This window comes from Paenibacillus sp. J22R98 (assembly GCF_059383835.1).
Genome location: NZ_JBXENW010000001.1, coordinates 113,441 through 126,753 on the forward strand (window position 1 = coordinate 113,441; position 13,313 = coordinate 126,753).

At 49.5% G+C, this 13,313-nt stretch carries 12 protein-coding genes; 11 read left to right on the forward strand and 1 reads right to left on the reverse strand.

All coding sequences use genetic code 11. From position 1 onward, the window contains the following. Positions 1–9: 9 nt before the first annotated feature. Entirely contained in the window at positions 10–759 is a 750-nt protein-coding gene (locus AC50Y3_RS00555) for an SDR family oxidoreductase (protein WP_494816835.1), read from the reverse strand. A gap of 258 nt (positions 760–1,017) precedes the next feature. Here AC50Y3_RS00555 and AC50Y3_RS00560 point away from each other — a divergent pair, with 258 nt between their 5' ends. The 11 genes from AC50Y3_RS00560 (at position 1,018) to AC50Y3_RS00610 (ending at position 13,288) form a co-directional block, all read left to right on the forward strand. Next, a complete protein-coding gene (locus AC50Y3_RS00560) occupies positions 1,018–2,034 on the forward strand; it encodes an NAD-dependent epimerase/dehydratase family protein (RefSeq protein WP_494816836.1) in 1,017 nt (338 codons plus the stop codon). Between the two features lie 3 nt (positions 2,035–2,037). Then, on the forward strand, positions 2,038–3,108 hold the full coding sequence (locus tag AC50Y3_RS00565; protein ID WP_494816837.1) for a dihydrodipicolinate synthase family protein: 1,071 nt from the start codon (positions 2,038–2,040) through the stop codon (positions 3,106–3,108). Positions 3,109–3,156: 48 nt separating this feature from the next. Continuing rightward, positions 3,157–4,335 carry an N-acetylglucosamine-6-phosphate deacetylase gene (locus AC50Y3_RS00570; RefSeq protein ID WP_494816838.1) on the forward strand — a complete coding sequence of 393 codons (1,179 nt, stop codon included), beginning with the start codon at positions 3,157–3,159 and terminating at the stop codon, positions 4,333–4,335. A gap of 287 nt (positions 4,336–4,622) precedes the next feature. Next, positions 4,623–5,651 (forward strand): ATP-binding cassette domain-containing protein, encoded by a 1,029-nt coding sequence (locus AC50Y3_RS00575; RefSeq protein WP_494816839.1) that lies wholly within the window; start codon positions 4,623–4,625, stop codon positions 5,649–5,651. Continuing rightward, positions 5,648–6,463: an ABC transporter permease gene (locus tag AC50Y3_RS00580; protein ID WP_494816840.1), complete on the forward strand. Its 816-nt coding sequence runs from the start codon at positions 5,648–5,650 to the stop codon at positions 6,461–6,463. The genes AC50Y3_RS00575 and AC50Y3_RS00580 overlap by 4 nt, the downstream gene beginning before the upstream one ends. Before the next feature lie 42 nt (positions 6,464–6,505). Further along, complete coding sequence (locus tag AC50Y3_RS00585) at positions 6,506–6,964, forward strand: DinB family protein (protein ID WP_494816841.1); 459 nt, start codon at positions 6,506–6,508, stop codon at positions 6,962–6,964. Positions 6,965–7,260: 296 nt separating this feature from the next. Beyond that, positions 7,261–9,126, forward strand: coding sequence for a bifunctional diguanylate cyclase/phosphodiesterase (locus tag AC50Y3_RS00590; protein WP_494816842.1), 1,866 nt, complete (start codon positions 7,261–7,263; stop codon positions 9,124–9,126). Positions 9,127–9,242: 116 nt separating this feature from the next. After that, on the forward strand, positions 9,243–11,090 hold the full coding sequence (locus tag AC50Y3_RS00595; RefSeq protein WP_494816843.1) for a UbiD family decarboxylase: 1,848 nt from the start codon (positions 9,243–9,245) through the stop codon (positions 11,088–11,090). A 257-nt stretch (positions 11,091–11,347) separates the two neighbouring features. After that, positions 11,348–11,731, forward strand: a complete 384-nt coding sequence (locus AC50Y3_RS00600; protein WP_494816844.1) for a hypothetical protein — start codon at positions 11,348–11,350, stop codon at positions 11,729–11,731. An 80-nt stretch (positions 11,732–11,811) separates the two neighbouring features. Continuing rightward, positions 11,812–12,126, forward strand: coding sequence for a hypothetical protein (locus AC50Y3_RS00605; protein WP_494816845.1), 315 nt, complete (start codon positions 11,812–11,814; stop codon positions 12,124–12,126). Positions 12,127–12,301: 175 nt separating this feature from the next. Beyond that, complete coding sequence (locus tag AC50Y3_RS00610; protein ID WP_494816846.1) at positions 12,302–13,288, forward strand: cell wall hydrolase; 987 nt, start codon at positions 12,302–12,304, stop codon at positions 13,286–13,288. The last annotated feature ends 25 nt before the right edge of the window (positions 13,289–13,313 follow it).

A 13,313-nucleotide genomic window follows, 5' to 3' on the forward strand; every position in this document is an offset into this window, starting at 1 on the left:
TCACAACATTTAGTTCGCAGCGCCGTTTAGCCAATCCTCGAATCGCGTCGCTGTGATCCGTGCCTTGTCAACGGGTACAAGAGAATATGGTTTTAAAATGACACCATAGTAAGGTGCATTATCGTCCGTAACCACATGTCGCGTGTCTTTCGTGATGCTTAGGAATCGACGTACAAGTTCATCGAGGCCCATACGTTCCGGACCGGCCACATCGACGATTCCATTTACTGGGGCTTCGAGCGCATAGTCCGCAACTGCGGCAGCCACATCGTCTGAAACGATTGGTTGAATGAAGTGAGACGGCATACGGACGGTTTGTCCTTCAGTCGAGAATTGAGCAATACTTTCGATGAACTCGAAAAACTGCGTCGCGCGAACGATGGTATAAGGAATATTGGAAGCTTTAATCATTTCTTCTTGCGCCATCTTTGCGCGGAAATAACCACTGTCAAGAAGTCCATCCGTACCAACGACCGACAATGCAACGTGATGTTTCACGCCAGCCTCCGCTTCGGCTTTAAGCAAATTACGGGTTGATGTTTCAAAAAATTCTAAAACGGCTTGGTCCTCCCAAGAAGGAGCGTTCGAAACGTCAACGACAACTTGCGCACCGCTGATCGCTTCCGTCAGCCCTTCACCGGTAACGGAATTGATGCCTAAGGAAGGAGAGGCAGCCACTACATTATGACCAAGCGCCTTTAGGTTATTGATGAGTTTCTTCCCAATAAGTCCACTGCCACCGATAATAACGATTTTCATATGAATCCTCCTAGTAATTTCTTGTATTTTAAAAGCTTACTTCTAATTGCGAAGACCTGGACGCCAGCGTGTTGTTTTCAGAACACTTATAAAACGATAGTCGGCATAAATGTGTGACAACGATCATCGTTTTATCCTCTTGAGCATTCATGAAGGCATTTTCTCTCGTTATTAAAGGACGATTTAAAGATTTGTCTTTTAATAGAGGGGCCTTTAAGATGGACTTAAAGACGTATCATTCGAGAGGAGCTCAGAACGATGCAAACGGTCGATCAACTGGAGGCTAAGCTTGCTGAACCATCGGAAGCGTTAATTAACGACATTCGTAAGTTGGATGGCGATATTCTGCTGCTGGGCGTAGGCGGGAAAATGGGTCCAAGTCTCGCCAGATTGTTGCTCAATGCGATTCGTCAAGCTGGTGTAAGTAAGCGAGTCATCGGTGTATCCCGTTTCTCCGAGCGTGGATTGCAGGGACAGCTCGAGGCCGATGGGGTGGAGACGATTGCCTGCGACCTGTTAGACGATGAGCAGCTCCAAGCTTTGCCGGAAGTGAGAAATGTCATCTATATGGCCGGCAACAAGTTCGGTACAACGGGCAATGAATCGTTCACCTGGGCGATGAACGCGTATCTCCCCGGCAGAGTAGCGGAGAAGTATCGCAACTCACGCATCGTTGTGTTTTCCTCCGGCAATGTCTACCCGTTCACACCGGTTGGTTATGGAGGAGCAAGTGAATCCATTTCCCCCAATCCGGTAGGTGAATACGGTCAATCCTGCTTGGGACGAGAGCGGATCTTCGAGCATTTCTCGAAGAAGTACCAGATTCCGATGGTGATTTACCGACTGAACTATGCCATTGATATGCGCTACGGGGTGCTCCTTGAAATCGCCAAATCGGTTAAAGAAGGCCGGCCAATTGACCTGACGATGGGACATGCGAACGTCATCTGGCAGGGAGATGCCAATGAAATCGCGATCCGCTCTTTGCTGATTTGCGAAGCTCCAGCCAGTTTCCTTAATGTAACCGGATCGGAAACGATGTCGATCCGCTGGGCTGCAGAGGAGTTTGGCAAACGATTCGGGGTAGAGCCTGTCTTCCAAAGCATAGAAGCCGAGAATGCGCTGCTCAATAATGCGACCAAATGCCATCAGCTGTTCGGTTATCCTCGTGTTTCGCTTCTCCAAATGATCGACTGGGTTACGGAATGGGTGAAGGCAGATGGGATGACATTGAACAAACAGACCCATTTCCAAGAGCGAAAGGGGAAGTTTTGATTGATGAGCAGCCTTCGGCAATTGACCCCTGAGCAATTTCGCGCCTTACACGATGGGCTTGTCATTCCGGCCCATCCGCTCGCATTGGATGAGCACCGCCGGCTGGATGTCACGCATCAACGGGCATTGACCCGCTATTATTTGGCTGCCGGAGCGGGAGGAATCGCAGTAGGGGTCCATTCCACGCAGTTCGAAATTCGCGATCCGAAATTCGGTTTATATGAGCAGGTGCTTCGACTAGCTGCCGAAGAGGTGGACCGAGCAGAGCTAACGCGTCCATTTATCCAAGTTGCAGGCATCTGCGGCCCAGTGGAACAGGCTATGAATGAAGCGGTAATTGCAAGAGGATATGGGTATGATGCCGGGCTGCTCAGCATGGGCGGACTTGCCGGCTTATCGGAAGCGGAGCTGTTGAAGCGTACGGAGAAAGTAGCTGCAATCATCCCGGTCATTGGCTTTTATCTTCAGCCTTCTGTCGGAGGCAAGGTGTTCAGTTACGAATTCTGGCGGGCATTCGCTGACATTCCCGGTGTGATAGCGATTAAACTGGCGCCTTTCAATCGCTATCAAACGATCGATGTGGTGCGCGCCGTTTGCTGCTCCGATCGACGGGATGACATTGCGCTATACACGGGCAACGATGATAATATCGTGAACGACCTGCTGACGACTTATCGCTTTACCGTGGATGGACAGCAGATTGAGAAAAGAATCGTTGGCGGCTTGCTGGGCCATTGGGCGGTATGGACGGCTAAAGCGGTAGAGCTTCTGGAGGAGATCAAGCAGGCCCGAGCGCAAGCAGCTATTCCGATCGATTGGCTGACGCGAAATGTGGAAGTGACGGATACGAATGCTGCTTTCTTCGATCCCGCTCACGGTTTTGCCGGCTGTATTCCGGGCATTCATGAAGTACTCAGACGTCAAGGTCTGTTGAAAGGGATTTGGTGCTTGAACCCGCATGAGGATCTGTCTGCTGGTCAGAACGAAGAAATTGACCGCATGTATAGAGATTATCCCCATCTGAACGATGATGAGTTTGTAAGGCAGCATCTGTCTGAATGGCTTGCAGGATAGAGGCGGGGGATCGTTGATGCTCTACCTGCTTAAAGGAGACGATGGAGGATGACAGAACAAGCTTGTCCCGACCATATCGAAGGCATTCATTATCACAGCCGAAGGCCCATTCGTATTCACACGGTGAACGGGTTCATTTCGAACATCGAGCAGCTTGATGAGCACCAGACGAGCCATTCAAGCTTACCCTATATAGCTCCCGGTCTCGTCGATCTACAAGTAAACGGCTATATGGGACATGATTTAAACCTCAGCCCATATACGGAAGGTCTGGTTAGCCGAATCTCGGGCCATCTTTGGCGGGGGGGAGTTACGACTTATTTCCCTACAATCATTACGAACAGTCCGGAGAAAATCGCCTATTTTGCATCCGAAATTGCCAGCGCTCGTCGAACGCAGCCCCTGCTGGAGAAGTGCATTGCGGGCATTCATTTGGAAGGCCCTTTCATCTCCCCGGAGGATGGCCCGCGTGGCGCTCATAACCGAGACTATGTCATCGCGCCGAATTGGGAGCTTTTCCAGAGTTGGCAGGAAGCCACGGAAGGTCTGATCAAGATTGTCACCCTGTCTCCGGAATGGGAGACGTCGGCGGCTTTTATTCGCAATTGTGTACAAAGTGGTGTCATGGTTTCGATCGGGCATACGAAGGCGAGCGCCGAACAGATTGGCCGAGCCGTGGATGCCGGAGCACGGTTATCGACGCATCTGGGCAATGGCTCGCACGCCATGCTGCCCAGACATCCGAACTATTTGTGGGACCAGCTTGCAGAAGATCGACTTTCAGCCTGTTTAATTGGAGATGGCTTTCATGTACCGGAATCCTTCCTCAAGGTTGTGATGCGGGTGAAAGGTGACAATGCCATGCTGGTAAGTGATGTTGTGTCATTAAGCGGGATGCCTGCCGGTGCGTATGAGCAGCCAATCGGCGGGCAAGTCGTGAAGACACCGGAAGGGAAGCTGCATTTGGCCGCTAATCCGAATGTGCTCGCCGGCTCTGTGCAGTCTTTAATTGAAGGTGTGCAGCACTTAGCGCGTACCGGAATATGCCCATTGGCGCAAGCCTGGGACATGGCGTCCATTCGTCCTGCAGGTTTCCTCGGGTTGGCGGCCGGCGAAGGGATCACAATCGGTGCGCCGGCTAACATAGTCACTTATCGAAACAATGGTGATCGCCTTCAAGTTGTCCAAACCTATATTCATGGCGCTATCGCATATTCAACCTCTTAATGTTGAGAGCTTTACATTGTATCTGTACACGGAATGCTCTAACGAACGATACAGGTCTTATTTGCCCGAAAATAAAGTCGGATAAAGCTAACGAACCGTGGAGGTCTTATACGGTTCGTTAGATTTCGTGGGCCAGCAGCTGAATGTCTGCGAAATTGAACGCTCAGCACTATAGATCCTTCTAGACGAAACGCTTGGGAGTCCCAAGCGTTTTTTGTTATGGTTCATATTCAGTTCATAAATTTGAGATAACATCCTAAGTAATCAGTTATCTAGGAGGAATTGCAATGGCTTATGGAAACAAAAGCGGATCAAACGGCGATTGGGCTGTTGAAGCACAAGGGCTCGTCAAAACTTTTGGCGATAACCGTGCTGTAGATGGGGTGGATTTGAAAGTGCGTACCGGTTCGATCTACGGCGTGCTCGGACCGAATGGGGCAGGTAAAACAACAACAATTCGAATGCTGGCGACGCTGCTTCGTCCGGACGAAGGCTCGGCGAGAATCTTCGGGCATGATGTGGTGAAGGAGTCGCAGATCGTCCGTCAGTTAATCGGAGTAACCGGTCAATATGCATCAGTAGACGAATCCCTTAGCGCTACGGAGAACCTAATCATCTTCTCCCGCCTGCTTGGGCTTGGACGGGCTGAATCCCGCCGTAAGGCAGCGGAGCTGCTTGAGGAATTTGGTTTGACAGAGGCGGCTAAACGTCCGCTCAAGAACTTCTCGGGCGGTATGCGACGCCGGCTGGATTTGGCAGCGAGCCTGATTGCGCAGCCACCGCTTATCTTCTTGGATGAGCCAACAACCGGTTTGGATCCACGTACTCGTGCACAGATGTGGGACACGATTCGCCGCCTCGTGAAGACAGGGTCAACCGTGCTTCTAACTACGCAGTACCTCGATGAAGCCGATCAATTAGCGGACCGGATCGCGGTAATCGACACTGGCAAAGTAGTGGCGGAAGGCACGGTAGATGAACTGAAAGCATCCGTCGGTACGTCATCGCTGCATCTGCGCCTTGTAGATCCGGAGGATAACAACAGTGCGCGTCATATTATTGAACAGGTGCTGGGCGTCCCAACCAAAATATCATCCGAAGCAAGCAAGATTACGGCTCCGATGGCGAATGCAGACCTCGTGACTGATTTGTTGATTGCACTTCGTACGGCTGGCATTCATTTGTCCGAAATGAGTGTGCAGAAACCGACGCTTGATGAAGTATTCCTAACGATTACGGGCGAAGGTGTCAAGGAAGATGCGACAACGACACAGGGCACCGAAGAAATGTACAAAGCGAAGGAGGCAAGAGCATGAGTGGAACAACGATTAAATCAGCCGCGGAGCTCAAACTAAAGAACCATACAAGCCTTGGTCAAACCATACGCAACTCGCTTACAATGGCTTACCGAGGAATACTGAAGATTCGGCGCACACCCGAGCAATTGTTCGATGTCACGTTGCAGCCTATTATTTTCACGCTGATGTTTACCTATATCTTCGGCGGCGCGATCTCCGGAGACGTCGCAAGCTACTTGCCGGTTATCATTCCGGGTATCCTCGTGCAGACGGTTATTACGACTTCAATCGTCACAGGGGTTCAGCTTCGGGAGGACATGGATAAAGGTGTGTTTGACCGATTCAAGTCGCTGCCAATCGCTCGTATCGCACCACTTGCGGGAGCGCTGTTAGCAGATACCATTCGGTATACGATCGCCACGGTGCTTACGTTTAGCATGGGATACATTATGGGGTATCGTCCTGAAGGCGGCTTGGAGCATGTTGCTTTAGCCGGTGTAATTGTTGTTGCCTGCTCCTGGGCTATCAGCTGGATCTTCGCTTTCTTCGGCGTCATCGCGCGCACCGCTTCGAGCGTTCAGGGAATATCTATGCTTGTGTTGTTTCCGCTAACGTTCCTGTCTAACGCATTTGTGCCCGCTGACACGATGCCGAACTGGCTTCAGTTTTTTGTCAAAATCAATCCCATCTCGCACCTCGTTACGGCAGTTCGAGATTTGGCCAACAACGGAACGGTTGGCTGGGACCTTGGCATTTCCCTTATCGGTGCAGCTGTTATCGTAGCGATCTTCGCACCAATTACGGTCAAAGCTTATATGCGCCGGACATAGTGCATATACTATAAGCTGAGAAACTTAAGGAGCACGCCTGAGATGACAATGATCAATGGATTTATTTCGGATTGGCTGAGCCATCGCAGAGTTTTGCATCAAATGCTGACGGATGTAACTACCGAGCAGCTCCAGATGAAGCCGTGGGAACAAGGCATGTCGCTATCGGGTCTTGTCCTGCATATCACCGGTTCGATGGGCATGTTTGCTTCAACGGTGCAGAACGGAGCTTACACGCAGGCTGTTCCACCGAAACCTTTCACGACGATCGATGAGCTACGAGCCAATATAGAAGCCGAAACTGCGCGAACGGAAGCGATTCTGAGAACGATCTCGCCGGAGCAGCTGGATCAACCGATTGATTTCTTCGGAAATGTCATTCGAGGTAGCGTCTTACTTCAGAATGCTAAAGATCATGAGATTCATCACAAAGGTCAGATGTTTATCTATCTGCGAATAGCCGGTATCGAGAAGCTGCCGTTTTTTGTCAGCCGAGGATAGCGGAAGTCAGGGTGCCACTTCGATAAGAAGTGGCTTTTTATTGCATGTTCAGACAAAAAATATTTCTGCTAGGAGAGAGGATGTCGAATAACATATAATAGAATTACTACTATTATTTCGTCCGGAGAGAGGGGATTCCCATAGAGCGTATGCAGGGTCACTTTAATATATGGATTGTCCTCCTATCTTTTGCAATAGCGGTCATGGCATCCTATTCAGCATTAAATTTAGCGGGCAAAATTACGCGATCGAGTGGCAGAACGCGTACGATTTGGTTGGTTGCAGGCTCATTGGTCATGGGAATGGGCGTATGGTCGATGCATTTTGTCGGCATGCTTGCCTATCATATGGATACGAAAGTTACATACGATACAACAACGACGATTCTATCGTCGCTTGGCAGCATTTTGGCGTCGTTTATTGCGTTTCGCATTACAGCCAGAAGTCAGTCCAGTCCGCTGAGGTATGCCTTAGGTGGATTGATTATGGGATGCGGCATTGTGGCGATGCATTATACGGGCATGAGTGCCATGCGTATGCCGGGAGAAGTGACCTATGATGTGACGTTATGGTTATTATCCGCAGGTATTGCGCTGGCAGCCTCCTATGCGGCACTTTATTTGTTTCACAAACTCCGCTACTCTCCCGATTTCACGTTGTGGAAGCTCATTTCAGCGATTGTAATGGGCATAGCAATTTGCGGTATGCATTATACGGGCATGGCGGCTGCGAGGTTCACCTCAAGCAGTGAAATCCATCATGTGATGGATAGCGGAGAGCCGCAATTTTTCCTGCTGTTTGGCGTAACCGTATCTACCTTCTTCATATTGGCTGTTTCTTGGGGCGCCGTATTCTTCGATCGGCATGTGCTGGAGAAGATGGCCTATTACGATCAGTTAACGAATCTTCCGAACCGACACGACTTGCAGCGGTTTTTCAACGAGAAGAATGATCGTCTGGAGCAAGGTGCTTTTCTGTTTATCGACCTGGATCGATTTAAAATGATTAATGACACGCTCGGACATGATGTTGGCGATATGCTGCTTCAGCAAGTTGCGGATCGGCTTCGTCTGTGTGCCACTGCCGGGGAAATGATATTCCGGCTCGGAGGCGACGAGTTTCTGGTCGTAACGAAAACGCCGGACATCGACATATTGGAGCAGCTTGCTCATAACTTGCTGAACCAAATCAAACAGGCTTACTTCATTGAAGCGCATGAGCTGTACGTGACTTGCAGCATCGGAATCAGTCACGCTCCGTTTCATGGGGTTGACCGTTCTTCGCTCCTTAAAGCTGCAGATACGGCGATGTATGCCGCTAAGGTGGATGGCAAGAACCGATTCCGGATCTTCGATGAAGAGATGAGCCGCAATCAGATCCGTAAGCTGGTGCTGGAGAAAGATATGCGCAAAGCGATGGTTCACGGCGAGTTCGCGATCATGTATCAGCCGAAGTGGGATACGGGTTCGGATCAATTGAGCGGCATGGAAGCTTTAATGCGCTGGCAGCATCCAGAGCTCGGCGCAGTTTCGCCAAGTGAATTTATTGCAGTAGCAGAGGAAACCGGCATGATCATCCCGATGACGCGCTGGATGCTGCAGGAGGTTTGCAAGCAAAACAAATACTGGCAGGAGAACGATAATATTCACACCTGTATTTCTGTGAACATGTCGATTCGGATTTTCGAGAGTCAGCTGCTGTTTGAGATGGTCGACGAGGCACTTCGAATCTCGGGTTTGCCCGGCAATTATTTGGAGCTGGAGATTACGGAATCGATCGCGAAGAGCGATGTGAACGATATTATCAGCCAGCTGCAGAGCATCCGCGATTTAGCGGTGAAAGTATCGCTTGATGATTTCGGAACGGGCTACTCCTCACTCGGCACCTTGGACGAGCTGCCGGTGGATACGCTGAAGATCGATCAAATCTTTATTCATAAGAGCGCACAGTCATCCAAGCAAGCCATCATAAGCAACATCATTGCGATTGCCAAAAACTTAAACCTCGAAGTCGTCGCTGAAGGCGTAGAGACGCAAGATCAAATCGATATTCTGCAGTCCAGAGGCTGCCACGTGATGCAAGGCTTCTATTACAGCAAGCCGATGACGGCACAGGATATGACAGCCTGGCTGGAGCAGAAGCAGCAGGCGGTTATCGTGTAAACCCGATTACAGCGTATCTCCGAGCGTTCCGAGACCATTCGGAACGCTCTTTATTTTCCTAACGATAAGGCTATAATGAAAGATAGCAAAGCAAGCTCAGAGATTGGAGTCATACGATGAACTATCGCAGTTTGGAAGAATGTATTATGGATCTGGAACGAAACGGCCATTTGGTCCGTGTGCGGGAAGAAGTGGATCCTCATCTGGAGATGGCGGCCATCCATATGAAAATGTTCGAAATCGGCGGCCCTGCCTTATTATTCGAGAATGTCAAAGGTTCGAAGTTTCGTGCGGTGTCCAACCTCTTCGGGACGGTGGAGCGCAGCAAGTTTATTTTCCGGCATACATGGGAATCGGTTCAGCATGTGATCGCGCTGCGCAATGATCCCATGCAAGCCCTTAAGAATCCATTCAAGCATATCGGAACTGGCCTCGCTGCCAGGAAAGCACTGCCGGTGCGGAAGTCCGGCGGACAACCTGTTGCCTTGCAGGAAATTCAAATCAGCGATCTTCCGCTAATCAAACATTGGCAGGATGATGGCGGTGCATTTGTCACCTTGCCGCAAGTTTATACAGAAGACCCTGCGAAGCCCGGCATTATGAATTCCAACCTGGGCATGTACCGCATTCAGCTTAGCGGGAACGACTATGAAATGAACAAAGAAATCGGCGTTCATTATCAAATCCATCGCGGAATCGGCGTGCATCAGCAGAAAGCAAACAAACTGGGTGTACCGCTTAAGGTGAGCTGTTTTATCGGCGGTCCTCCGGCGCATACGCTATCTGCGGTTATGCCGCTGCCGGAAGGCATGAGTGAGCTTACATTCGCAGGTTTGCTCGCTGGGCGCCGTTTCCACTATAGCTATATCGATGGCTTCTGTATTAGCAATGATGCAGACTTTGTCATCACGGGTGAAATCCATCAAGGCGAGACGAAGCCGGAAGGGCCTTTTGGCGATCACTTGGGCTATTACAGCCTCACGCATGAGTTTCCGGTCATGAAGGTGCATAAAGTCTATGCCAGACCGGGTGCGATCTTCCCATTTACCGTCGTTGGTCGCCCGCCCCAAGAGGATACCGCATTCGGCGCGCTTATTCATGAGCTGACGGGGGATGCCATTCAGCAGGAAATTCCCGGCGTCAAGGAAGTTCACGCTGTAGATGCTGCAGGCGTACATCCGCTTCTATTCGCGATTGGCAGCGAAAGGTACACGCCGTATACGCAAATCAAGCAGCCGGCGGAGATTCTGACGATCGCGAATCGTATTCTGGGAACCGGCCAATTGAGTCTGGCCAAGTATTTGTTTATTACGGCCGAAGAGGATCAACCTGTGAATACGCATGATATAGAAGGGTTCCTCACCTATATCCTGGAGCGAATGAATCTGCAGCGCGATATCCATTTCTATACGAATACGACGATCGATACGCTGGATTATTCCGGAACCGGCTTAAACAGCGGCAGTAAGGTGATCTTCGCCGCCGTTGGGGAGAAGAAACGAGAGCTGTGCCAAGAGGTTCCGGAAGTCTTGAGCAACCTTCCGGGATGCGAGCATGCCTCGCTGGTTATGCCGGGTATTGTGGCCATCCAAGGACCTGAATTTCTCAACTATTCCGAGGCTGCTCAGCAATTACAAGCGTTATCCGAGGCGATTCAAGCAAGAGGCGAGATCCCTACTTGCCCGATGATAGTCCTTTGCGATGACAGCCGATTTGTAAGTGAAACGCTGAATAATTTCTTGTGGGCGACCTTTACCCGCAGCAATCCCTCGCATGATATCTATGGCGTAAACAGCCATTACGAATTCAAGCACTGGGCATGCGATACTGTCATTATCGATGCGCGCACGAAACCGCATCAGGCACCGCCGCTGCTGCCGGATCCAGTGGTGGAAGAGAACATTAAACGTTTCTTCGTCGAAGGCGCAAGCTTAAGCGGAGTCCACCAGCTGAATAAAGCATAAAGAACCAGAACCACTCCATGTCTAATGGGGTGGTTTTTTGTTTGGAAAATTAGGTAATATAGCGCTGGCGCTGGATGCTGTTGGCAATAAACTCTCGCGATTGTCTAACACATTTCATAGTAGTGTTCTAACAAATCTATGATTAGATAGAGTTGTTTTGAAATAATAACCAAACAACCCACTACTTATGAGGTGAATCAAATGTCAACCCGTCGTTTCAAAATGGCCAGTATTGCCAATACCTTGCATTACTGGTAATGGTGATCAGTATTATTACATTCTCAATCCTAGGTACGGTCATTTATACGTATACCAAAGGCATGATCGTAAAGCAGCATGAAGAACTCATTCAATCCAAGACGAATGCGATCGTGGAGCAAATCGATGCTTTGTTTTATGAAAAAGGGATGCTAGTCCAACAAATGTCGACGAATCAAATATTTCGCAAATATTTAGAAACAACGCCTAACACTGCCACTGCAAAGACATCTCCATATGCGGCTGAAACCTTGCGTACAATGGCAGACATAGCGGTTAGCGAAGAGTCTGCGGCAGGTGCCGAACAGACGGCAAGCTCCTCCCAAACGTTAACGATGCTGGCCGAATCATTGAATAGTATGGTTAAGAAATTTCAAGTCTAATGCTTAACGCTAGCCCGACCTTAGCAGGTCGGGTTTCTTTCTGATAAAATAAAACCATGACATGATACTGGAGGCCGATTATGAGTCAGCGTTACCGCATTACGAGATCGTTACAGCAAGCCAATGAGGATGCAGCCGCGCAAACGATATCGCTGGAGGAGTGCAAGCAGTATTTTGCATCCAAACCTGAGTTTACCTATACGAATGTATTTACCGTTAAAGGAGCGACAACCATGTCCATCGAAGGCGATTTCTTCATGTGGAACTATGGTGATATCCAAATCCCGTTCCGTCACTATCAGGGAGATCTCTACGTTTCCGGTACGAATGAAGCAGTCATTCCTAAAATGGTGGAAGTGGCCAGCGACCTTGTGGCAGGCATCGAAGAAGGGTGAATTTCATCCGCGCTAATTGGATTGAACGGGCCCTTGGGTCGTTCAGCGGTCAGTAAAAGTTAAAGTTTTTATTAATTCTGTGAAAATGTTAATCTTTCAGGTGCAATTAGCTGTGTTATAATTTTGCCCAGAGCAACTTTGGCAGATTATACTACTGATGAGCTTGGAGGTATTCATGATCAGACCATTCAAGCCGCTAATCGTAACGATGGCTTTGGCATTACTTCTGATTGGAATTGGGCCAATGTCCATCGTTTCAGCAGCGGAAACTACGAATAAGACCCATATTGCGATTGAACTGAATGGCGAGACGGTGAAGCTGGCCGATCCTGCAATTATGGTAGACAACAAAACCTACATACCTGTGGCTCGTGTTGCACAGCTGCTTGGCGCGAAGACAAGCTGGAACAAAGTGAATGAGGAATTAACGATAAAGACGGCATTGGACGATACGATTGTGCTTGGCAATGAAGTTCCCGTCGTTTATTTCAATGGTGCGCGTTATCGGATGGAGGCACTTCCTTTCTTGGCGGATGACAGACTCTATGTGCCATTACGTCAGCTCTCGGAACTGCTTCACACGGAATTGAAATGGAATGCCGACACCGACGTCATCGAACTGAAGACGGTTGAACCGGCAGAGATCACCGAGGAATTTGGTTTGGACGAAATCAGTCAGCAATTCGGCGTGACCAAGGAAGAACTCCTGAAGCGTAACGGTCTGTCAGGGGAGTCGAAGCTTGCCGATCACAAGAAGCTTAAAGTTGTTATTCCTTCGTTCTTCAATAAAGCCGCTAAACCTTTCACGGAAGCGGATCTCATCCTGCTTGCCAAGATCACGATGGTGGAAGCCGGTTATGAGTCGTATCAAGGTCAGCTCGCGTTAGCGAATGTGATCTTGAATCGAGTGAAGGATGCGAAGTTCCCGGATTCGATCCGCGATGTTATTTATTCCGGCAGACAATTTCCGCCGGCCCATAACGGGATGCTTGATAAGAGCCAGCCGCATGCAGGCGCGCTGCGGGCAGCCAAGGATGCATTAAACGGAAAGAACAACGTGAAGGATGCCGTTTACTTCTTCAATCCAGCCGTTTCCAAAGGACCCTTCTGGTCCAGTCTGGACGTCATTTCAACCATTGGCCATCATCGCTTTGCAAAATAAATGTAGGAAGCCCACGATGCTTATC